This window comes from Peribacillus simplex NBRC 15720 = DSM 1321 (assembly GCF_002243645.1).
Classification (GTDB): domain Bacteria; phylum Bacillota; class Bacilli; order Bacillales; family DSM-1321; genus Peribacillus; species Peribacillus simplex.
On sequence record NZ_CP017704.1, the window covers coordinates 3595369 to 3617336 of the forward strand.

At 41.4% G+C, this 21968-nt stretch carries 21 protein-coding genes; 20 read left to right on the forward strand and 1 reads right to left on the reverse strand.

The window, feature by feature from the left end:
• Nucleotides 1-203 precede the first annotated feature (203 nt).
• The 17 genes from BS1321_RS17325 to BS1321_RS17405 all read left to right on the forward strand — a co-directional run bounded on the left by BS1321_RS17325 (nt 204) and on the right by BS1321_RS17405 (nt 18214).
• The gene (locus tag BS1321_RS17325; RefSeq protein ID WP_063235146.1) at nt 204-764 is read left to right on the forward strand and encodes an NADPH-dependent FMN reductase; all 561 of its coding nucleotides are present in this window, start codon (nt 204-206) and stop codon (nt 762-764) included.
• A gap of 191 nt (nt 765-955) precedes the next feature.
• Nucleotides 956-1597 (forward strand): isochorismate family cysteine hydrolase YcaC, encoded by a 642-nt coding sequence (gene ycaC, locus BS1321_RS17330; protein ID WP_063235147.1) that lies wholly within the window; start codon nt 956-958, stop codon nt 1595-1597.
• A gap of 339 nt (nt 1598-1936) precedes the next feature.
• Nucleotides 1937-4003, forward strand: a complete 2067-nt coding sequence (locus tag BS1321_RS17335; protein ID WP_063235148.1) for a BglG family transcription antiterminator — start codon at nt 1937-1939, stop codon at nt 4001-4003.
• Nucleotides 4000-4266, forward strand: coding sequence for a PTS sugar transporter subunit IIB (locus tag BS1321_RS17340; protein ID WP_048883162.1), 267 nt, complete (start codon nt 4000-4002; stop codon nt 4264-4266). The genes BS1321_RS17335 and BS1321_RS17340 overlap by 4 nt, the downstream gene beginning before the upstream one ends.
• A gap of 17 nt (nt 4267-4283) precedes the next feature.
• Nucleotides 4284-4550 carry a PTS sugar transporter subunit IIB gene (locus tag BS1321_RS17345; protein WP_048883161.1) on the forward strand — a complete coding sequence of 89 codons (267 nt, stop codon included), beginning with the start codon at nt 4284-4286 and terminating at the stop codon, nt 4548-4550.
• Between the two features lie 31 nt (nt 4551-4581).
• Nucleotides 4582-5850, forward strand: coding sequence for a PTS ascorbate transporter subunit IIC (locus BS1321_RS17350; protein WP_063235149.1), 1269 nt, complete (start codon nt 4582-4584; stop codon nt 5848-5850).
• 119 nt (nt 5851-5969) lie between these two features.
• Nucleotides 5970-6815 (forward strand): Cof-type HAD-IIB family hydrolase, encoded by an 846-nt coding sequence (locus BS1321_RS17355; RefSeq protein ID WP_069981762.1) that lies wholly within the window; start codon nt 5970-5972, stop codon nt 6813-6815.
• Nucleotides 6816-7198: 383 nt separating this feature from the next.
• Nucleotides 7199-8224: a LacI family DNA-binding transcriptional regulator gene (locus BS1321_RS17360; protein ID WP_063235150.1), complete on the forward strand. Its 1026-nt coding sequence runs from the start codon at nt 7199-7201 to the stop codon at nt 8222-8224.
• A 244-nt stretch (nt 8225-8468) separates the two neighbouring features.
• On the forward strand, nt 8469-9236 hold the full coding sequence (locus tag BS1321_RS17365) for an SDR family NAD(P)-dependent oxidoreductase (protein WP_232522703.1): 768 nt from the start codon (nt 8469-8471) through the stop codon (nt 9234-9236).
• A 35-nt stretch (nt 9237-9271) separates the two neighbouring features.
• On the forward strand, nt 9272-10459 hold the full coding sequence (locus tag BS1321_RS17370) for an iron-containing alcohol dehydrogenase (protein WP_063235151.1): 1188 nt from the start codon (nt 9272-9274) through the stop codon (nt 10457-10459).
• Between the two features lie 4 nt (nt 10460-10463).
• Complete coding sequence (locus BS1321_RS17375) at nt 10464-11897, forward strand: aldehyde dehydrogenase family protein (protein ID WP_063235174.1); 1434 nt, start codon at nt 10464-10466, stop codon at nt 11895-11897.
• Nucleotides 11898-11958: 61 nt separating this feature from the next.
• On the forward strand, nt 11959-12582 hold the full coding sequence (locus tag BS1321_RS17380; RefSeq protein WP_063235152.1) for a cupin domain-containing protein: 624 nt from the start codon (nt 11959-11961) through the stop codon (nt 12580-12582).
• 2 nt (nt 12583-12584) lie between these two features.
• On the forward strand, nt 12585-13283 hold the full coding sequence (locus BS1321_RS17385) for an alpha/beta fold hydrolase (protein ID WP_063235153.1): 699 nt from the start codon (nt 12585-12587) through the stop codon (nt 13281-13283).
• Nucleotides 13284-13359: 76 nt separating this feature from the next.
• A complete protein-coding gene (locus BS1321_RS17390; protein WP_063235154.1) occupies nt 13360-14136 on the forward strand; it encodes an HpcH/HpaI aldolase family protein in 777 nt (258 codons plus the stop codon).
• A 58-nt stretch (nt 14137-14194) separates the two neighbouring features.
• Nucleotides 14195-15433 carry an ester cyclase gene (locus BS1321_RS17395; RefSeq protein ID WP_063235155.1) on the forward strand — a complete coding sequence of 413 codons (1239 nt, stop codon included), beginning with the start codon at nt 14195-14197 and terminating at the stop codon, nt 15431-15433.
• A 64-nt stretch (nt 15434-15497) separates the two neighbouring features.
• Complete coding sequence (hisD, locus tag BS1321_RS17400; RefSeq protein WP_063235156.1) at nt 15498-16751, forward strand: histidinol dehydrogenase; 1254 nt, start codon at nt 15498-15500, stop codon at nt 16749-16751.
• 236 nt (nt 16752-16987) lie between these two features.
• Nucleotides 16988-18214, forward strand: coding sequence for an MFS transporter (locus tag BS1321_RS17405; RefSeq protein ID WP_081113043.1), 1227 nt, complete (start codon nt 16988-16990; stop codon nt 18212-18214).
• 75 nt (nt 18215-18289) lie between these two features.
• Here BS1321_RS17405 and BS1321_RS17410 read toward each other — a convergent pair whose 3' ends face one another.
• Nucleotides 18290-18472 (reverse strand): hypothetical protein, encoded by a 183-nt coding sequence (locus tag BS1321_RS17410; RefSeq protein ID WP_063235158.1) that lies wholly within the window; start codon nt 18470-18472, stop codon nt 18290-18292.
• Nucleotides 18473-18891: 419 nt separating this feature from the next.
• On the opposite strand from BS1321_RS17410, the gene BS1321_RS17415 reads away from it, so the two are divergent.
• The 3 genes from BS1321_RS17415 to BS1321_RS17425 all read left to right on the forward strand — a co-directional run bounded on the left by BS1321_RS17415 (nt 18892) and on the right by BS1321_RS17425 (nt 21960).
• Nucleotides 18892-19860 carry an ABC transporter substrate-binding protein gene (locus tag BS1321_RS17415; protein ID WP_063235159.1) on the forward strand — a complete coding sequence of 323 codons (969 nt, stop codon included), beginning with the start codon at nt 18892-18894 and terminating at the stop codon, nt 19858-19860.
• An 85-nt stretch (nt 19861-19945) separates the two neighbouring features.
• A complete protein-coding gene (locus BS1321_RS17420; RefSeq protein WP_063235160.1) occupies nt 19946-20950 on the forward strand; it encodes a FecCD family ABC transporter permease in 1005 nt (334 codons plus the stop codon).
• On the forward strand, nt 20947-21960 hold the full coding sequence (locus BS1321_RS17425; protein WP_063235161.1) for a FecCD family ABC transporter permease: 1014 nt from the start codon (nt 20947-20949) through the stop codon (nt 21958-21960). Before BS1321_RS17420 ends, BS1321_RS17425 begins: the two co-directional genes overlap by 4 nt.
• Nucleotides 21961-21968 lie beyond the last annotated feature (8 nt).

Here is a 21968-nt window from a genome sequence, read left to right on the forward strand (position 1 = left end):
TAGTTTATAGTATGTTGTAAATATTCAGAAAATGGAAGAGGGACTTTAGAGCACGGAATTTAGAATTCATGATCAATTTTAGGAAGTTCTTTTTACCCAGCTATTATGTTTTGCCATATTTAGTGATTAGGAATAACGTCACTTTTTTACTGTTGGTATATTATGGTATTATAGGAGATGATTTCAAAAAGGGAGGGAAGTAGATGACCAGAACCATCGGCCTTATTTGCGGCAGTTTACGGGAAAATTCTTATAATCGAATCATTGCTCAATCATTGACGGATATGGTTGATTCTTATCAATTTCGCTGGATCGAAATTAATGATCTTCCGTTGTTTAATGAAGACTTAGAAATAAGTGGCGTCCCAGAAACAGTGACATCATTTAAATCAGCCATTCAGGACGTTGACGGTATCATTATCGTAAGTCCAGAGTACAATTCTGGAATACCAGGCGTATTAAAAAATGGATTGGACTGGGCATCAAGACCTCGAGAGTCCGCCGTTCTTGCCAAAAAACCAGTTGGACTGATTGGGGCTACTCCTGGTGGAATGGGTACTGCATTTGCTCAAATGCAAATCAGGCAAATACTAGAAGCCATGCAAGTGCATGTTCTCCCATTTCAAAAAATGCTGATATCGCAAGTACATAAAAAGATTGATTCTGATCGGAAAGTGCTTACTGACGATCAAACAAAACGTTATCTTGAGCGATATTTACAACAATTCATTCATTGGATCGATAACACTCCAGTTCTAGATTAATATAAAAAGACAGAGTATTAGCAATAATCAATGATTCTTATAATATATGTTTGACAAGCTATAAGTTTATAGATAAACTTATGGCGGAAGTCAGTTAAGTTATAAACTGACTGGAACCAACGAAGGAGTTGGGGGGAATTTCCCTACATATGAACTTTCTTCGATGCTTTAATAAAAGGAGGACTTTAAAAATGTCTGATCTCTATTCTCGTCTTTCCAAAGATGATGCTGCCGTTCTTCTAGTGGATCATCAAACCGGTCTTATTTCCGGGCTAGTGCGTGATTATGGTGTTGATGAATTCAAGAACAATGTTATGGCTCTTGCCAACACCGCCAAGTTTTTTGATTTACCAGTTATTTTAACAACAAGCTTTGAAAACGGACCAAACGGACCGCTCATGCAAGAATTGGTAGAACTTTTTCCTCACGCACCAAAAATAGCTCGGCCCGGACAAATTAACGCATGGGATAATGAAGAGTTTGTTAAAGCAATCGAAGAAACTGGTAAAAAACAACTTATCATCGCGGGTGTAGTTACAGATGTCTGCGTTGCTTTTCCGGCTCTTTCCGCTTTGAACGCAGGTTATGAAGTATTCGCTGTCACTGATGCTTCTGGAACAGTCAGTAAACAGGTAGCTGATGCGGCATTATCGCGTATGGCCCATGGTGGTGTGCAGCTTATGAACTGGTTTAGCGTAGCTTGCGAATTACAACGTGATTGGCGCAACGATGTCGAAGGTTTTGGTGCTTTACTTTCCAGCCAGCTTCCTGGTTATCAAAACATAATCGGAAGCTATAGGGGAGCTCAGCGCGATTTCAGCAAGCAGATATAACTCTTATACAAATGATACTTTAGTAGAATAAAAGAGGGTACTTTTTGTTCCCTCTCAGACTGTAGGCAAACCCGATGAAAATCGAGTCTGCCTACAGTTTTTTTTTAGTATTAGGACAATTTGTCCATTCCAGGCACTCGCTTTCCGCGGGCGGTCCGCCCTCGGTGCTCTATCCTCCTTTAAAATATAGTCTGTATTGAAAATTGATTACATGCGGTATTGTGCACAAATGTTTAAAGAGTATATTATTGTGCAGTACCTATGACAACATTCGGACTTAGAAACGCTACATTTTTAATAAGAAGTGGGATATCGTAGAAGCAGGGAGAGGGATTGAGAATGTTTTTAGATGAAAGAAGCGCCAATTTACTAAAACTATTACAGCATTCGCCCATTTCAAAAATGAAAGAACTTGAAGCCCAAACAGGTCTGACGAGAAGGCAAATCCAATATGGTCTGAGCAAAGCGAATGACTGGCTCCAATTTCATGGATATCAACCGATTCAATATAATCGTGAAATGGGCTACTCCTTTTCTGAAACAATCAAGGATGAAGAATTGAATGTAAAACTGACAAAACGCAATTATATATTTTCAGAGACAGATAGGGAAAAAGTTTTTTACCTCATGATCCTGTTAAGCCAAGAGGAATTGTCCGTCTATCATTTCCAGACGATCACCGGGCTTTCACGAAATACGGTGTTGAAGGATTTAAAAAGTCTTAAAGAGAAAAACAGGGACATATCGCTCAAGATACAGTATTCCAAACAAGATGGCTACGTGGTGATTGGGGAAAGCCGAGTAAAGAGATATATCATTGAACGTCTCGTGCATGATGTACTGAATAGTCCCAATAGTGAATTGATCATGGAGTGCATATGGGGAAATCATGAAAAGCAAATCAGCTCGATCCGGTTACAGCTTGAAAGGATCGAACGTAAATTAGGCATCACCTTTACGGATGAACGGCTTCATGAACTAAGCTATTTATTTCTATGTACAGATCAGCTCATAGGAAAAGGGGAAGAGTTACAGGCCGACGAGAGTTGGGCTCCGTTTGTTGCGACGGAAGAATACAAAATGGTTGAGGAAATGACCAGAACGAATGCCTTTCAATCAGTATGGAGCGAAACGGAAAACTTATATGCAACCTTACATTTACTGAGCATGAATCGAACGAAGGACATTTCCCCTCTTAAGGATGATGAAGTCATTCAACACCTTTTGCAGCAAATCGTGGAAGAGTTCGAGAGGCTGGCATTTGTTCACCTGAAAGACAAAGAACAGCTATGCCAACAATTATACGTTCATTTTAAACCGGCATATCATCGCCTGCGGTATGGTCTCCCGCAAATGAACCCGATGACGGGACGGGTGCAGAAGGTCTATCCTGAACTGCACCATTTGACAAAAAAATCCCTGTGGGTGTTGGAGAAAGAGATTGGCCGTCCAGTATCAGAAGAGGAAGTGGCATACTTCACGATCTATTTTGGCGGATGGCTGCGCAGGCAAGGGACCACATTGGATGATCGAAAACGGGCGATTGTCGTATGCCCGAATGGTATTGGCATCAGCAATATCCTCATTTATACATTGAGGGAATTATTTCCGGATATTTTGTTCCTGGATGTTCTGTCAGTAAGGAAAGCGGCTGAATACCCACTGTCGTACGATCTTGTTTTTTCAACGGTGCATATGAGAACAAAAGCGGCATTATTTGTTGTACCGCCCATTTTGGAAATGCAGGACAAACATACATTGCGCCAGCAGGTCATGCAGGAATTGTATGGATATACGACGGAAAGTGTGGATGTTGCAGCTTTATTAAAAATCATTTCCAAGTATGCAACCATCCATGAAAAGGATCAGCTTGAAAAGGCTTTGAAGTCGAATGTGTATACCCATACACCAAAAATAAACCAATTTTCTTTAAAGGAGGCGGAGAAGCCTGTGTTAGAAGAACTGCTCAATATGCAAACGATTCAATTACAGCAGCATGTTTCCGATTGGAAAGAAGCCATTCAAGTAGCGGCCAAGCCTCTCGTGGACTTAGGAACCGTCGAGGAACGATATGTGGATGCAATGATCGAGGCGATAGAAACGAATGGACCATATGTAGTGATAACACCTGGAGTGGCGATTCCCCATGCACGTCCGGAGCAGGGGGTCAGGTCTTTATCCATGAGTTTGCTGAAATTGGATGAAGCCGTTGACTTTGCGCCGGATAAACCGGTTCGCCTGATTATCATTTTGGCGGCCGTGGATAACGATTCGCATCTGCGGGCATTGATCCAGCTCACTCAATTATTGAATGAACCAGCCAATATAGAAGAAATCTTACGCACTTCAAATAAATCGGTCCTTATGGAGTACGTTCATAAATATTCGAAGGAGGAAGCGGAATGAAAATCATGGTAGTATGCGGGAACGGATTGGGAAGCAGCTTCATCATGGAGATGAATGTGAAGAAAGCATTGACGGAAATGGGGAAGACGGCCGAGGTGGATCATACGGATCTGGCATCCGCAAAAACGGTTCAGGCGGATATTTTCCTGGGAGCGGCGGATATTGTCGGTCAGCTGGATGATGGAACCCGTACGATCGTCACACTGGAGAACATGATGAGCATCCCTGAAATCAAATCTAAATTGGAAATGCATGTAGGATAAAAAAAGGAGAGATTGATATGAAGAAAATCATGGTAGTATGCGGAAACGGATTGGGAAGCAGCTTCATTATGGAGATGAATGTGAAGAAAGCGTTGACGGAAATGGGGAAGACGGCCGAGGTGGATCATACGGATCTGGCATCCGCAAAAACGGTTCAGGCGGATATTTTCCTGGGAGCGGCGGATATTGTCGGTCAGCTGGATGATGGAACCCGTACGATCGTCACGCTGGAAAACATGATGAGCATTCCTGAAATCACATCGAAATTAGCTTCACATCTATAAGAAGAAAACATAAAGAAGAGGGGGAGAGGCAATGCTGGAACTAATCATGAATGACATCTTGGGTACACCTTCCATACTTGTGGGGCTGTTTGCCCTCATTGGACTGCTGTTACAGCGGAAATCCAGTGCGGATGTTGTATCTGGAACGCTAAAAACCGTCATGGGCTTCATTATCATTGGAGCGGGAGCGGCAGTGCTCATTGGCGCCCTTGATATATTCAGTAAAATGTTCGATCATGCATTCAATGTACAAGGTGTCATACCGAATAACGAAGCCATTGTCGCAGCCGCCCAAAGTGATTTTGGGACTTCGACTGCACTAATCATGGTTTTTGGTATGGTTGTCAATGTTTTGCTAGCTCGTTTCACGCCATTTAAATATATATTCTTAACGGGACATCATACCTTATTCATGGCTTGTTTACTTGCAGTCACCCTATCGGTCGGCGGGCTCAACGGATTTCCGCTTATCTTGGTCGGTTCCATTCTATTAGGAGTATGCATGGTGATGTTCCCTGCCCTCCTTCAGCCATATGTAAGGAAGATTACCGGAAGCGATGATTTTGCCATCGGCCATTTCGGGACAATTGGATATTTTGTATCCGCGACTGTTGGAAAATGGTTTGGAAATAAGGAAAAAACGACAGAGCAAATCAAGGTTCCTAAATCTTTAGGATTCCTGAGGGATACATCAGTCGCTGTATCGCTTACGATGACGTTGTTCTTCGTGATCGTCGCATTGTTTGCCGGACAGAACTATATTGAAACGGAATTATCCGGCGGTTCGAATTTTATCGTATTTTCTTTCATCCAGGCGATAACATTTGCTGCAGGAGTCTACATCATCCTTGCGGGGGTTCGGATGTTAATTGCTGAAATCGTCCCTGCATTCAAAGGGATTGCCGATAAAGTGGCGCCGAATACAAAACCTGCATTGGACTGTCCGACCATCTTTCCATTCGCTCCAAATGCAGTGATCATCGGGTTCCTATTCAGTTTCTTGGCTGGACTATTATCCATGTTCATCCTTCCGGTACTTGGATTGAAAGTAATCGTTCCAGGGCTCGTACCGCATTTCTTCACCGGAGCTGCAGCAGGTGTATTTGGAAATTCCACAGGAGGCAGACGCGGAGCGATGCTTGGATCCTTTGCCAACGGGCTCATCATTAGTTTCCTGCCGGCGATACTCCTGGTCTTCTTGGGGGATGTAGGTTTTGAAGGTACCACATTTGGTGATTCGGACTTCGGTGTGGTCGGTCTCTTCATCCTAAGCGTCATGAAACTTTTAGGATTATCCTAAACTGTTATACTGTTAAGGTAGATGAACAAAAATAAATGAATGAAACCAACAGCCTAAGATCTTATAGATAATGGGCTGTTGGCATTTTCATCATCATACGGATTCTTGAGGTGATTTGCATGACCAACAAGGCAATAGTGCTAGATTTGGATGGCACGACATTAAACGAAAGAAATACTGTGAATGAGACGCTGGAACAATACATAGGCGAACTTAGGGAAAGCGGTAAGCTGATTTTCATTGCAACAGGAAGAACGCTGGAAGAAGTGAGGGACGTTTTGCCGTCCGGCATGGAAGCCGATGGAATGGTGACTGCCAATGGAATGTCCGTATTCATCGGAAAGCAACAGATTGTCGAACACGCCCTGTCGACGGAACTTGTGGAAGAATTGGTAGCCAAAGCAGGAGCAGAAGAGATTTATTACGAAGTTCATCCGAATGATGGAACACGGATGGCATTACTTAAAGATAAAGACTATATGGTTAAACAAGGTTTGATGCCAAAACCTGAGACAGTCGATGAAAATGAATGGCTATCAAGACAGGATGCAGTGGAAGACAAAATAAGATGGTCAGAACAACTGGACATTAGCAGCGTAGCCAAAATCTACTTTTTCAGCAATGAAATGAATACGATTCGAGAATGGAAAGCGGAGTTGGGGAAAATCAAGCAGTACAATGCCTTTACCACAGCTTCCTCCACTCATCATAATGTAGAAGTGACCGTGGAAGGGATCACAAAAGCAACAGGCGTTCAACTGCTACTGAAACATTTCCAGCTAGCACCGGAAAATATCCTGGCAGTAGGCGATGGTGAAAATGACCTCCCGCTATTTAAACTCGCCGGGCATTGCGTGGCCATGAAAAATGCCACTGACCTGGTCAAAGAACAAGCCGATGAAGTGACGGAGTATTCATATAGAGAAGATGGACTGTATCGCTTTTTGAAGGGAAAGTTTCACTAAAATAACCTGGAAGGCAAAGAGGACCAATCTTGTTTGTAAAATTTGAACGTTGATCGGAAAGCGAGTGCCTGGAGTGGAAAACAACGATTTATGTAAGCTCAATTAATGTTTGTCTACAGTCCGGAGCCCATCTTTAGAGATGGGCTCTTCCTTCTATAGGAAGATAAGATAAGCAACAAACGCTGTTTCATTCACTTTAGATCCTCCTATTTTGCGAAAAGTGCAACCTGAAGCAATTCAAACCCAAAACAGTTCCATAACTGAAAGTAAAATTTTAAATATTATGATATATTAAAGGAAATTCATAATGTTTATTTGATATAAATTTGTTATTTTAGTTTCCTAGGATAACAATTTCTAGACATGGAAAGGATTAATGAAGCATGAAGAGAGTGACGACAGAAGATGTGGCAAAAATAGCGGGTGTTTCACAATCAACAGTCTCCAGGGTTTTAAATGATTATCCCTATATTAAGAAAAATACGCGTGACAAGGTTCTTGCTGTAATTAATGAGCTGGGATTTACAAGGGATGAAATTGCCAGAAGCCTCGTTGAAAAAAGAACCAAATCAATAGGTTTAATATTAGGGAGCATTTCAAATCCATTCTTTGCCGAAACGGCGGAAGTCATCATAGAAAGGGCACAAGAATTAAAATATGATGTCATCGTCTACAACACGGGGCATAAAGATGAAAACTTGGAACAAGCCATTAATTTGCTGATTGGCAAAAGGGTTGAGGGAATCATCCTTACAAGCGTTAGTAAAAATTATACTGATAAAATCAAGAAGTTACATGATAATGGATTTCCCGTATTATTATATAATAGTTTCCTCGATATCAAGGACGTTAACTTTATCGTAATGGATAATAATAAAGGTGCCAGGCTTGCTGTTCAGCATCTAATAAAATTAGGACATAAAAAAATAGCGAAAATATCCGGCCCATCCAAATACTTGGCAACTTATGAGCGAACGGTAGGTTATAAAGAAGAGCTAATGGAGAACGGATATGAAATTGATGATGGTTTGATTTTCAATAGCGAATTTTCCTATGACAAGATTTATTCATTTACAAAAAAACTGCTGAAAAAGAAAGACAGGCCGACTGCAATCATAGCCGCATCCGATCAGATGGCTCTCGCAGTCCTAGATGCAGCTTCAAGCCTGAAATTGAAAATTCCTGATGATTTATCCGTTGTTGGGTTTGATAATATAAGATTGTCCGCTAATGAATTTATAGGGCTGACCACAATATCTCAACAAATGGATCAAATGTCTTTAACAGCTTTGGAAAAATTAATTTATCTCATAGAAAATAAAGAAACATCATCTTCGTCGATACAAATTTTCCTTAAGCCTGAACTGATGGTCCGTAAAACAACAGGGCCAGCCCCCATACAAGATTAAGGGTAAAGGCCGGTTTTGGATTGGACCTTAAGTGTATTAACACTCCTTAAAAAGAAATCGGTCATTTTTAAAATTTTTAGACTAATATTATTTTTACTATTTACAAAAGTCAGAAAGTTGTTTATATTTTAATTTGTAATCGCTAACAATCATTTTGCAACATTTTGAATACGTATTCAAAATGAAAATGCAAAATGCCTGCGTGTACAAAAATCGCCTCGATGAGGTAAAGATAGGTGATAGATTGGATATAAATCATTTATTTAATTTAAACGGTAAAGTGGCCATCATTACAGGCGCAAGTAAAGGAATCGGTAAAGACTTAGCCCATTTGCTTGCGCAAGCTGGGGCCAATATAGCGATAGTTGCCCGCAATAAAGAGCAACTCGAAGAAGCAGCACATGAAATTGGTCAAACCGGTGCAAATGTTTTACCCGTTTCATTTGACTTAACTAAGGTTGATGAAACGGCGCAAGTAATGGAAGGCATAAACAAACACTTCGGTAAGATTGATATTTTAATAAATAATGCAGGAATAAACGTGGCAAAGCCAGCTGAAGTGTTGACATCGAAAGATTGGGATACAGTACTGGACATTAATTTAAAAAGTGTATTTTTTACGAGCCAAGCTGCAGGGAAGTATATGATCGGCCAAAAAAAAGGCAAGATCATAAATATGTCTTCGCAAATGGCATTCGTCGGTTATTACAAACGGGCTGCATACTCCTCCAGCAAAGGAGGAATTACACAGCTGACGAAAGCGCTTGCGATAGAGTGGGCTCCGCATCAAGTCAATGTCAATGCCATTGCTCCAACCTTCATTGAAACACCGATGACCAAGCCGATGTTTGAAGATGAAACGTTCAAAGAGGAAGTATTGAGTCGGATTCCGCTTGGCAGACTTGCTAAAACGAAGGATTTATTTGGCGGTGTGGTATATCTGGCATCAGATTGTTCAGATATGATGACAGGTCAAACATTGGTGGTTGATGGCGGTTGGACTGTCTGGTGAGTTTTTTTGAATACGTATTCAAAGGAGGATGAAAAATGTCAGCTGCTCAATATGTAATCCATGATTTTCGAATGCCGACAGTTTTCCGGGTTGGTGTTGGAGCATTTACGACGTTAGTAAAGGAAATAGAAGAGCTGGGAGCAAAGAAGGTTGCGATTGTAAGTGACAAAGGTCTTGAAAAAGTGGGCGTTGTTCAAAAAGTGTTGGATCACATTATGCCCCTTTCCATACCAACCATCACATATACGGAGATTGCGGGAGAGCCGACGTTTCAGCTATTGAAGGATGCCGTACAAACGCTAGATGCAGAAAAATGTGATTTAATCATCGGAATCGGCGGGGGAAGTGCGCTGGATGTAGCGAAAGCAACAGCAGCTTTATGCGGGAAAGGCGATATAACAAAATATATAAACGGCGAAAAAGTGGTTGAATCAAGAACCGTCAAAAGCATTCTTTTGCCGACGACTTCAGGAACAGGTTCAGAAGTGACGATGAATGCCATTTTCGGTGATGAAGAGCAGCAAGTAAAAAGGGGGATCGTAAGCCCGGTATTCCTACCGGATGTAGCGATCATCGATCCGGAATTGACCATTTCCTGCCCGGCACGAGTTACCGCGGCATCAGGGGTGGACGCCTTTACACATGCCATTGAATCTTATATTGCCATCAAGGCTACATCGCTTACGAAAGTTTATTCAGAGAAAGCAATGAAACTATTTCCTTCGAACATTAAGAGAGCTGTCCATAACGGAAATGATTTGGATGCACGAACCGGAATGAGCTGGGTAAGCTCGTTAGCGGGTGTGGCTCTAGCAAATGCAGGGGTTGGGGCGGTTCATGCACTGGCATATCCGCTAGGCGGTAAATATCATATTGAGCATGGGGTCGCAAATGCCCTTTTAATGCCATTTGTTTTCGAAGTGATTGGGAAAACATGCACGAAAGAAATGATAGATGTAGCGTCCTTTTTACAGCTGGGTGATTTCAAATCACAGCCAAGCGAAGCGTTAAAGGCAGTTGTTGATTATATGTATCAGCTTCTGGAAGATCTTGATTTACCTACATCGTTATCAGAGCTTGGGATTGAAGAGGACTCATTACCGATGCTGGCGGAACAGGCTGCAAAAATTGATCGCTTGCTATCGAATACTCCTTATAAGCTAAATGAACAAAAGATTCTCGGAATCTATCAAAGCGCCTTTAAGGGAAGGGTGGGAAACTAACTTGATCACAGCAAATTCCGATAAAAAGAGACTATACATTGGCGGCGAGTGGCTGGAAGGAAATGATCATTACGATCTTCTGTCTCCTTATTCCGGAAAAGTGATTGCGCAAGTGCCTTTGGCAGAAAAGGAAACCGTTCTAAACGCGATAGAATGTGCTGAACAAGGTGCAAAAGAAATGAAAAAGTTAACCGCCCTTGAGCGCTCAAATATATTGGAACGTGCAGCAGAAATTTTTAAGGAAAGACTTGAGGAATGTGCATTAATACTCGCTAAAGAAAATGCTAAGCCCTTGAAAACTGCAAGAGGCGAAATTTTACGCACGATTGAAACATACAAGTTTGCGGCAGAAGAGGCAAAACGGATTCATGGTGAAACGATTCCGATGGATGCCGCTAAAAATGGCAAAGGTCGTTTTGCTTATACCAAGCGTGAACCGCTTGGCGTTATTGCGGCCATCACACCATTTAACTTTCCATTTAATTTAGCGGCACATAAACTTGGTCCTGCCTTTGCTGCAGGCAACTCAGTCATTTTAAAACCAGCTTCACAGACACCGCTTAGTGCGTTGGCCGCAGCTGAAATTTTTGAAGCAGCAGGTTTACCTAAAGGCGCCCTGAATGTTGTCACAGGTAAAGGAAGCGTCGTCGGCGATGTATTGGTCACTGATCCGAGAATTAAAATGGTTACATTTACAGGAAGTGTTGAAGTCGGTTTGGGGATCAAAGAAAAAGCGGGCTTGAAAAAGGTGACATTGGAGCTTGGTTCAAATTCAGCTGTCATCATTGACAGCGCTGATGACTTAGATGCGGTTGCACTGCGCTGTGCAGAAGGTTCCTTTGCCTATTCAGGCCAGGTTTGCATCTCTGTCCAACGCATTTATGTACAGGAAAATTTATATGAGGCATTTTTGCAAAAGTTTATAGAAAAGACGAAGCATCTTAAATTGGGGGATCCGGAATCCGAAGATACAGATCTTTCCTCTTTGATCACGATTAATGAAGCAAAACGTGTGGAAGGGTGGATCGAATCGGCTAGGAAGGCTGGAACGGAAATCGCATATGGCGGTCAAAGAACAGGTGCAATCCTTCAGCCAACCATTATTAAAAATGCAGGGCCAACACAGGAAATAAGCTGTCAAGAAGCATTTGCCCCAATCGTTTCAGTGAATTCCTATAAAACATGGGATGAAGCCATCGACCATGTGAATGATTCTTTATACGGTCTTCAAGCAGGTGTATATACGACTTCGATGCCAAAAGCATTTGATGCTGTTGAACGGCTTGAAGTCGGAGGTGTCATCGTGAATGACATACCATCATTCAGGGTTGACCAAATGCCATATGGCGGTGTGAAAAACAGCGGCACTGGCAGAGAAGGGGTTAAGTATTCAGTCGAGGAAATGACAGAATTAAAACTAGCAGTCTTTACCCTCTAAATAGATATGTCGTGAAAATTGAGAAATGAAAAAATTAACGAACTCGGAAGGGGAAATTAAAATGTCAGTACAAGAGCCTAAAGTAAAAAAATCGGTAACGAATGAGGAAATGGAAAACAATTGGATCGTCCGTTTTGATCAAATGAAATCAAAAGGAATACCGTTAATGTTCATTGATAGTATCATTCCGGGTCATCAACGTATCAACTATACATTAATAGGTGATACAGCAAGTGAAAATGATAATTTCACACCTGAAATTACCGAGCCGCATGGTTTTCAAATTGGAATGGTGAAAGCCCAAAAAGGAAACGGTCCTGCTTACCATACGCATGATTACATTGAATCCTTCCTTCCTCTCTCAGGAAAATGGCGTTTCTACTGGGGGAAGGGTCCAGATGAAATTGATGGCGAAACGATCATCGATCAATGGGACTTAATTTCATTACCGCCAGGCTTATGGAGAGGTTTCGAAAACATCAGTGAAGAAGATGCTTGGATCTTCGCCGTTCTTGAACAACATAAAGTATTTGATGGAAAAGACCCTTATTGGTCGCCAAAAGTGATCAAGGATGCGGCTGAATTTGGATTCCATGCCAATGATTTAGGTAAAATGATTAAACCGGATAACTTTGAAGAACTCGAAAAGGAAATTGCCGATAAACTGAAAATGGGTGAAAAATAAGGATGGATAAAGTACCGCTCATTTTGCTTCCGGGTACACTTTGTGATGAACGTCTATGGGAAACGGTGAACCTATCAGATCTTACTGATGTGAAAGTCTGTGATGTGTCGAAGGCTGATACTATAGAAGGAATCGCAAAGTCGGTATTGGAAGAGGCCCCTGATAAGTTTGCACTTGCAGGCTTATCACTGGGTGGCATCATTTCTCTGGAAATCATGCGTCTAGCACCGGAACGGGTCATGAAATTAGCATTGCTTGATACAAATCCAAATCCTCCAACCCTGGAACAAATCGAAGGTTGGGAGAGGTTCATCGATATGGCGAATAACGGTCAATTTCTGGATATTACAATCAATCACCTTCTGCCGGTATTAATCCACCCAGACCGTAGAAATGATGAAGCATTAGTTTCAAAGATTATCGATATGGCTGAAAAAATCGGCATTAAAGGGTATATCAATCAGTTAAAAGCAGTGATGACGCGTTCGGATCAACGTCCCATCCTTCCTGCCATTGCATGTCCGACCATGATTTTGGTAGGAAGGGATGACAGGGTATGTCCCCTGCATATGTCAGAGTTTTTATCGGAAAACATCCCGACGTCGAGTCTTGAAATCATAAGCCATTCAGGACATTTAAGCCCTTTGGAACAGCCTGAAAAAGTAAGCGCTGCATTGAGGAAATGGTTGTCAGGTGATTGAAATGCCGGGAACTGGTTGCGATCTTTACAGCATTGAACGAGTCTGTAGAAATGTCTGTAGAAAGAGAGGGAAGACGATGAAGAAAAATGCCATAAAGGAAAAAATAAAACGTGGTGAACAAGTTCTTGGTGTATTTTTAGGGATAAATTCCCCGCCATTAGTCGAAATGCTCGGTTATGCCGGCTTTGATTTTGTCGTAATAGATGACGAGCATGGTGCATTCAGTCCATCAGAGCTTGAAAACATTATCCGTACGGCAGATTCTGTTGGGCTTGTCCCGATCGTCCGGGTTTCATATGACCCTTCTAGTATTCAAAAGGCTTTAGATCGCGGAGCAAAAGGTGTACAAGTACCAATGGTCAATACAAAAGAAGATGCTCTTGACGTAGTTAAGCGGGCTAAATTCCCTCCATATGGAAATAGAGGGGTATCGTATTCAACCAGACCAGCGCGTTACGGAAAAGATAGTGGAAAACCATATTTAGATGAGAGTAATGAAAATGTTATGATAATTGTGCATATTGAAACGCTATCTGCAGCCAGCAATTTTGAAGCCATTGCAACAGTTCCTGGTATTGATTTGGCATTTATCGGTTCCACAGACCTCTCGGTGAACATGGGATATCAACTAGAAGGCGCAAGTCATCCTGAAGTGCAAAAGGTCATCAGTGAACTGTTCATAAAAGGTAAAGAACTCGATGTGCCAATTGGTACCGTAGCCAGTAACAGCGAGGCTGCTAATGTGGCTTTTGACAAAGGCGCAAAATTTGTTTGCATCGTGTTAAATAATGTGATTACTACTGCGTTATCTGATGTTATCTCTGCAAGCAAGGCCACTCAATCTGTTAAATGACTTTAAAAGAAGTCCTGCATTTTGGACGAATTTACTTTATACGAAAAGGATGGGTATTATGGCAGAAAAGAAGACAGGTTCAATCGAAGTAGCTCCAAAAGAAGAAAAAACAGCAAAGAATACAAGCCAACCGGTCAAGAAATCAGCAAACTTTATCTTCTATGCTGATGCTGAAGACGTTAATATGCTCGATACAAAAGATGATTATGACTACATTAATATAGAAGAAACGAATCAAAAGAAACAGAGGATGAACGGTTTTAACCCTGAATACAATAACATCGTTGATTATATTGTGAAAATTACACGGCAAATCTGGAAAGAAAAAGACATCGGGCTTATTTACGATACCTATAGCACAAGCATATCTGTTCATAAAGGGTTGATTAATAGTCATGGGGTTAACGAAGTCATATCAGGTACGCTGCAAACATTGCATGCTTTTCCGGATCGGAAGGGGCTGGGATGGAGTGTAATCTGGTCAGGGGATGATGAAGCAGGATTTTTCACTTCACATCGAGGGCGTTCTGTTGCAACGAACCTTGGAGATAGTTTATACGGTCCTGCCACCGGAAAGAAAGTGATGTTCAGAACCAGTGCTGATTGTATGATTTTAAATAATAAGATTTACGAAGAATGGCTTGTGATGGATACATATCATCTTGTCCTGCAACTTGGATTGGATCCGGTCGAGTTTGCTAAAAAAATGGCTAAAAGTACGCAGAAGCTTGCTCCGGCTATACAGTTTGGATTTAAAGAGACAGCAGAAACGGGACTTCCTCCAAAACTATTCACTCCATCTTCTGATGAGTTCGAAATAGGGGAGTTCATGCAGCTTGTATTCAATCGAATTTGGGCTCGGCGCTCATTTAATTTTGTTCGGGAATTTTATGAGGAAAATGCAGTCGTTCATTATGTCTGCAACAAGGATGTAATCGGGGTAAGTGAAATTCAAGGAATGTTCATGAGCCTCTTTGCCTCCATACCGAATGGGAAAGTGATCCTTGAACGGATAACGTGTAATAGACGCGGATCTGACAGTGATTGGGATGTAGCGGTACGCTGGAGAATACAAGGCGTGCACGAAGGAACAGGATACTTCGGAGCCCCTAGCGGAAAAGCCATTGATATTGCTGGAATCAGCCACTATAAAATCCGTAATGAAAAAATTTCGGAGGAATGGCTATTGTTTGATGGGATGGAAGTGTTGCGTCAGATCTATTTGCCTGATGAAAACGAATCACAACAAGATGGTGACTCTGCAATGGATGATGGGAATTTTACCGGCGTATCATGATTGGCCAGTTGACGGCTGTACTGCAGCCGTCTCTTCACTAAAAAACGATTAGGGGGAAAATAGGATGGAATATATGAAAAAGGCGGACGTATTCGAACAGACCTCTTCACATGAAGTAGAACAAACGGTGAAGTCCATTATTGAAAATGTAAAAGCAGGCGGGAATGATGCCGTACGGGAATATGAAAAAAAATTCGGTGATTCCGATCGTCCGGTCCGGGTTAGTGAAGAGGAGATCGAGCGTTGTATCAGGACTCTTCCTGAAGAGGTAAAAGTGCTGATTGATCGAGTCGTGGAAAGAGTATCCGAATTTGCTAAAGCACAGTTGAGCTGCCTAACTCCATTCGAAAAGGATTTTGGCGAGGGTATTAAGATGGGTCATAGAATCGTACCGATCGAAAAGGTTGGGGCTTATGTTCCAGGAGGGAGATTCCCGTTATTATCATCAGGACCCATGGTCGTTGCCCCAGCAAAGGTAGCGGGAGCAAAAAGAATCGTTGCCTGCAGCCCGGCCAATTATGAAGGCGGTATCCATCCGGCAGTTTTATATGGCTTGATCCGCTCCGGTGCTACAGACATTTTTGCAATTGGCGGGGCGCAGGCAATTGCCGCCATGGCATATGGAACAGAATCCATCCCAGAAGTGGATATCATCGCTGGACCAGGAAACCGGTTTGTAGCAGAAGCAAAACGTCAAGTGTTCGGTAAAGTGGGCATAGACCTTATTGCTGGACCGAGTGAAGTGATGGTTTTTGCAGATGATTCGGCGTCACCTACGAAAATAGCGGCCGATTTACTGGCCCAGGCTGAACACGATCCGTATGCACGGGCTATTCTTGTCACAACGTCCCGAACGGTTGCCGAAGAAACTGAAAAAGCAATCGAAGGCTTTTTGAAAACCTTCTCACCATCTTCCCCTGCACACGAATCATGGGAAAAAAGAGGGGAAATCATCCATGCAGATTCATTACAAGAAGGACTGGATATTTGCAATGATTATGCCATTGAACATTTACATTTGCATATCAAAAATAGCCGTGAATTGATGGATAAACTAAATAATTATGGATCATTGTTCCTTGATGAAGGCAGTTCCGTCGTCTTCTCTGACAAAGTCTCTGGAACCAACCATACATTGCCGACTCAAAAGGCAGCAAGATATACGGGGGGACTTTGGGCAGGAAGTTATGTGAAAGTCATGACACATCAGGAAATCACAGGTCAGGGCATTCAATTCCTGGCATCCCATGCGGAAGATCAATCCGAAATCGAAGGCTTGGAAGGACATAAATTATCGGCAACGGTCAGGATGACATGAGTGTGCTCTAAATGATAGGAATTGCTGAAAACGCATTCAATTAAGGACATGCTTCTGGTGCAGCCCTTGAAGAAATGGATACTCCCATCCTGCCTGAAATAAGTGTCAGGTGGATGGGCTGTATCTGCAGATTAGATTATAGCCCTGGAAAATATATGAGAATATGTGTAAACATTAATAGCATCGCCTTTCTGTCTAGAGGACACGAAAGGGAGGGGAATGAAAGGGTGGAATATATGAACAAAACTAATAAATTTAATAATCGAAAAGAAACCATCTTATTCTTTATCATTAGCTTGTTGTTCTTTGTCACCATTACGGCATTTGATCCATTTATCTCCTCTTATGCTAAAGATCTGGGGTTCGATTCAGTTATTATAGGCAGTATAATCGGAATTTCAGGAATCGTGGCCTTATTGACACGACTTCCGATAGGCGTATTTTCGGATATGCTGCATAAACGAAGATTGTTTATCCAAATGGGGTTGCTGATAACCATTGTAATGTGGACGCTAGCCTTTTTCATACCAAATGCAACAACATTGTACCTTGGCAAAATTTCGGACGGTTTAACTGGTTCCACCTGGGTTATTTACAATGTTATGTTCGCCTCTTATTTTGGTGTGAAGGAAGCTGCAAAAGCCGTAGCGATATTGGGTGTTGCATCGCCGGTTGGCTCCATACTAGGGACAACCATCGGTGCAGTAGTGGCCAATAGTTATGGGTATCGATATAGCTTTTTAGTAGCGGTGGCCGCCGCCATCATTGCGCTGATTTTAACATTTTTCACAAAAGACCTAAGTATTAAAGGGGTAAAAGTTAAATACGATAAGAAAATACTTGTCGAGCAAATCACCGATAAAAAAATCTGGGTCATTTCTGTTTTGGCAACGATTGCTTTGATGGTCACTATTGGTACAAGGGATACGTTCACACCTTTAGTTGCAACCGACCTTGGAGCCAATCCACTATTGATTGGCATGCTGGCAAACACTCACCTGATCATATATGGTTTAGCCGCAGGATTATGTGGAGCCCTTTTTTATAAAAAAATCGGTTTAATGAATACGGCGATTTTAGGAGCGGTATTACAAGGGGTCATAATCATATTGATTCCTTATGCTGAAAATCTAACGATGCTTTTTCTATTGCAGGCATTTCAAGGTTTCGGTTACGGGTTAATCTTTACGGTCGTCACTTCCTGGGCTGTTGAAAATATACCAGAGATTAAACAATCTACGAGAATGGGCTTGTTCCAAAGTTTATATTCTGCTGGAATGTTTTTGGGACCCGTCCTAATTGGCATCTTGATTGAAGTGTTTTCAAGATCAACAGGTTACCTGATCATGGGGGCATTATCAATTGCTTCTACGATTCTTATTAAAACCTCCATAAAACGCTCAAAAAAAGAAGCTTCTAATGAAGAATATCCTCTTGAAGAGATGCTGATGGAAAGAAAATGATTCTTTTAAAAGGCAAGGATAAAAAGAGCAGACCTTAATAGGTTTGCTCTTTTTTATTTTGAGCTGGTGTCTATATTATAAATCATTACTTTTTGATTTGGAGTATGTAGGAATTAAAAGAAAACCTATTCCAAATAAAGCATATGAAATCCATCGGACTATATCATACCATTCCATTTGTTTGAAAAAAGAAAGATTAATAATCATTGCAAGAGCACCTAAAATTACAAATGTTTTTCCTAATACCTGTCTAGACAAAGGGAATTCCCCTCCTTTTGGAATTGATTTTACTAGATATTAACATTTTTTCTCAAAAATAACTTGTTTTGGACAATGAATAGTTTAATTAAGGGGTTATTTTAGAACTGAGTTTACCGATAATGATGACCTTATGGTGGGGTCTTTCTACCTCGATTTTTGGCAATCTGAAATACGCATTTGCTCAAACTGTCTTTTACTTTGCTTAATTCACGAATCAGATCGTAGCTGTAAGTAATAAAATCCATGTAGGTTGTCTTAATGGCCATAATGATTTTTATTCACAAAATTTTATTAATATTGACGGTATCAATCTATGACTTTATCATAACAGCAGGATAATGATAATCATTTTCAATTATGATTAACTCGTTGGTTAAGAAGTTAAATAGGTATAGAAGATGGAAAGGGTGCAAAAAATGAGAGAATCTAGAAAAGTAAGAACATTTGGGGGAGGAGCATTAATCCTGTTATTTACGATTATGATGATGTTATCAGGATGTAATAATTCTCAAAAAACAACAGAAGCAGAGAAGACCTCTGCCGAAACAAGTAATCAAGAAGTAAGGACGATTAAGCATGAAATGGGAGAAACGGAAATTAAAAATACTCCTAAAAAAATAGTTACGCTTGAGTTATCTTTCGTTGATTCTTTAAATGCTCTAGGAATAAAACCTATCGGGATTTCAGATGACAACAAAAAAGATATGATTACAAAACTTGTAGGTCAAGAAATAGATTATACTTCTGTAGGAACACGTGAACAGCCTAATTTAGAGGTTATCAGTTCTTTACAGCCGGATTTAATTATTGCAGATGCTGAGCGGCATAAAGGGATTTATAAGGATTTACAGCAGATCGCTCCTACTGTTGTCTTAAAAAGTCGGGAATCTACTTATCAAGAAAACCTGGATTCTTTTAAAACGATTGCAAAGGCAGTAAATCAGGAAGATGCAGCAGAAAATAGATTAAGCGAGCATGAAAAAACGATTAAGGAACTTAAATCGAAACTTACTGTTGATTCAAATATGACGGTTTTACCTGCAGTTGTACGTGATACTTCATTCCAAGCTCATACTTCTTCTTCTTATGATGGGGAATTGCTTGAACGCATGGGATTGAAAAATGCCATTCAGCAGGAACAGCCACATGCCGAGATGAACCTGGAGCAGCTTGTCGAGATTAATCCGGATGTGCTGCTTTTAGCGAACAATGAGGGTAAGTTACTTACTGATGAGTGGAAAGACAATCCTCTTTGGAAAGACTTGAAGGCTGTAAAAAACGGACAAGTGTATAGTGTTGATCGAGATTTATGGACGAGATACCGTGGTGTTGTATCCGCAGAGGCCATTGCTAAAGACACTTTAAACATGCTGGGTGAAGAATAGATGAACAAAAGCGAAGTAAGAGATCTAATTCTTACTTCGCTTTCCATTAGGTTTAAATTTAGTTAGGAAGTGTGTTGTATAGTCAATGGAAACTATAGTTAGAAGTAAAATGAAAGTGTATTGTACCGCTATAGCTGGAATCGTTTTGCTAATTTTAGGAGTCATGACTAGTATTTCTGTGGGAGCCGCCGATATAGATGCATCAATGGTTTTGAAGTCCTTTTTTGAGGTCGACTCGTCCAAGGAACAGACTATTATAAGGACCCTTCGATTACCCCGAGCTTTGGTTGGAGCATTGGTCGGTGCTAATTTAGCGGTGGCGGGTGCTCTGATGCAGGCTATTACCCGGAATTCATTAGCTTCTCCACAAGTGTTTGGAGTTAATGCAGGTGCCTCATTTTTTATTGTGTCAGCTTTTGTTTTCTTTCCTAACCTTTCTTCCGTTTCTCTAGTTTGCGTTGCATTCATTGGTGCAGCAGTGGGAGGGATGGCAGTCTATTCTTTTGCTTCGGGAGGGGGAATGACCCAAGTAAAGCTTGCATTGGCTGGAATGGCTGTTCACTTTTTTTTATCTTCTTTAACGCAAGGTATGATCATCTTTAATGAACAAGCGAAAGATGTGCTCTATTGGTTAGTCGGATCTATTAATGGGAAAACATGGGCGCACGTTAACATGATTCTTCCTTGGTCTCTTATTGGGCTATTGGTCGCTGTATTGTTCTCTCGATCTGTTTCCATTCTTGTCTTAGGAGAAAATATGGCGCAAGGACTTGGGCAACGGGTGTACCGAATCCGTATTTTAGCAGGAATATTGGTGATCATTTTGGCAGGATCTTCGGTTGCCGTCGCAGGCCCAGTGGGCTTTGTAGGATTGATCGTTCCTCATATCGTCAGGAGACTGGTGGGTGGGGATTATCGAAGAATCATCCCTTTTTCTGCATTATTCGGCGCTTTACTTTTAGTTTATGTAGATATTCTCGCCCGGTTTATCGCTTATCCTTTTGAGTCGCCGGTAGGCATCGTAACAGCTATAATCGGTGCGCCATTCTTCCTTTATTTAGCGAAGAGAGGGAGGAATATTAAGCAATGAAACTAAAACGGACATTTGGGTTGAAATCAACTTTGCACCCTTATTCTATTCTCCTAATGCTGACGGTTACCATGCTAATTTTATCAATGGTGAGCCTGGGATTAGGGGCCATTTATATCTCACCTTTAGAAATCATCCAAAATTTCCTTGGAAATGGCATGCAAAGTCAGGCATTCATTCTGCACAACTACCGCATACCGCGTATTTTAATTGCCGTGATAGTGGGGGCCGGATTGGCAACGGCTGGAGCCATTCTGCAAGGAGTCCTTCGAAATCCATTGGCTTCTCCAGATGTGATTGGGGTAACAAAAGGAGCCGGTTTGGCAGCTGTTATCGTCATTGTTTTATTTCCGCAATCGCCCATTATCATACTGCCCCTTTCAGCTTTTATCGGAGCGGCGGTCATGGCAGCAATTTTGATGATATTTGTTTATAAAAAAGGAGCTCAACCAAATACAATAGCTTTGGTGGGAATTGCTTTAGGGGCAATATGTCAAGCGGGGATAGAGTATTTCATGGTCAAGTTCCCGGATGATGTAAATACGACACTGCTGTGGTTGACTGGCAGTCTATGGGGAAGAGGATGGGATCAAGTATTCATTTTGCTTCCATGTCTTGCTCTTGTCCCGGTATTGATTGCTTTAACGTCTAAAATGGATGTACTGAGCCTTGGAGACGAAATAGCTACAGGTCTCGGGGAAAGATCAAAATTACTGCGTTATATATTGTTAAGTGTTTCTGTCATTTTAATCGGAGTCTGTGTAGCTGCGGTTGGTTCTATCGGATTTATTGGTTTAATTGCCCCACATATTGCCCGGAGAGTGGTAGGGTCAAAATTCAAGGTTTTACTTCCTGCTTCAGCTCTTTTTGGTTCTATCTTTCTACTCGTTGCCGATAGCCTGGGAAGAGGATTATTCCCTCCAATAGAAATACCCGCCGGAATTATCACTGCGGTGATTGGAGTACCATATTTTTTATATCTATTACGTCGTGAACGAAAAATAACATAAGGAAGGCT

Excerpts from the sequence above, each read along its gene's own strand:
- ycaC (WP_063235147.1), top strand. The coding sequence starts at position 956 with ATGTCTGATCTCTATTCTCGTCTTTCCAAAGATGATGCTGCCGTTCTT.
- BS1321_RS17395 (WP_063235155.1), top strand. The coding sequence starts at position 14,195 with ATGGCAGAAAAGAAGACAGGTTCAATCGAAGTAGCTCCAAAAGAAGAA.
- BS1321_RS17405 (WP_081113043.1), top strand. The coding sequence starts at position 16,988 with ATGAACAAAACTAATAAATTTAATAATCGAAAAGAAACCATCTTATTC.
- BS1321_RS17370 (WP_063235151.1), top strand. The coding sequence starts at position 9,272 with ATGTCAGCTGCTCAATATGTAATCCATGATTTTCGAATGCCGACAGTT.
- hisD (WP_063235156.1), top strand. The coding sequence starts at position 15,498 with ATGGAATATATGAAAAAGGCGGACGTATTCGAACAGACCTCTTCACAT.
- BS1321_RS17350 (WP_063235149.1), top strand. The coding sequence starts at position 4,582 with ATGCTGGAACTAATCATGAATGACATCTTGGGTACACCTTCCATACTT.
- BS1321_RS17360 (WP_063235150.1), top strand. The coding sequence starts at position 7,199 with ATGAAGAGAGTGACGACAGAAGATGTGGCAAAAATAGCGGGTGTTTCA.
- BS1321_RS17380 (WP_063235152.1), top strand. The coding sequence starts at position 11,959 with ATGTCAGTACAAGAGCCTAAAGTAAAAAAATCGGTAACGAATGAGGAA.
- BS1321_RS17420 (WP_063235160.1), top strand. The coding sequence starts at position 19,946 with ATGGAAACTATAGTTAGAAGTAAAATGAAAGTGTATTGTACCGCTATA.
- BS1321_RS17340 (WP_048883162.1), top strand. The coding sequence starts at position 4,000 with ATGAAAATCATGGTAGTATGCGGGAACGGATTGGGAAGCAGCTTCATC.
- BS1321_RS17325 (WP_063235146.1), top strand. The coding sequence starts at position 204 with ATGACCAGAACCATCGGCCTTATTTGCGGCAGTTTACGGGAAAATTCT.
- BS1321_RS17355 (WP_069981762.1), top strand. The coding sequence starts at position 5,970 with ATGACCAACAAGGCAATAGTGCTAGATTTGGATGGCACGACATTAAAC.
- BS1321_RS17345 (WP_048883161.1), top strand. The coding sequence starts at position 4,284 with ATGAAGAAAATCATGGTAGTATGCGGAAACGGATTGGGAAGCAGCTTC.
- BS1321_RS17385 (WP_063235153.1), top strand. The coding sequence starts at position 12,585 with ATGGATAAAGTACCGCTCATTTTGCTTCCGGGTACACTTTGTGATGAA.
- BS1321_RS17335 (WP_063235148.1), top strand. The coding sequence starts at position 1,937 with ATGTTTTTAGATGAAAGAAGCGCCAATTTACTAAAACTATTACAGCAT.
- BS1321_RS17425 (WP_063235161.1), top strand. The coding sequence starts at position 20,947 with ATGAAACTAAAACGGACATTTGGGTTGAAATCAACTTTGCACCCTTAT.
- BS1321_RS17390 (WP_063235154.1), top strand. The coding sequence starts at position 13,360 with ATGAAGAAAAATGCCATAAAGGAAAAAATAAAACGTGGTGAACAAGTT.
- BS1321_RS17415 (WP_063235159.1), top strand. The coding sequence starts at position 18,892 with ATGAGAGAATCTAGAAAAGTAAGAACATTTGGGGGAGGAGCATTAATC.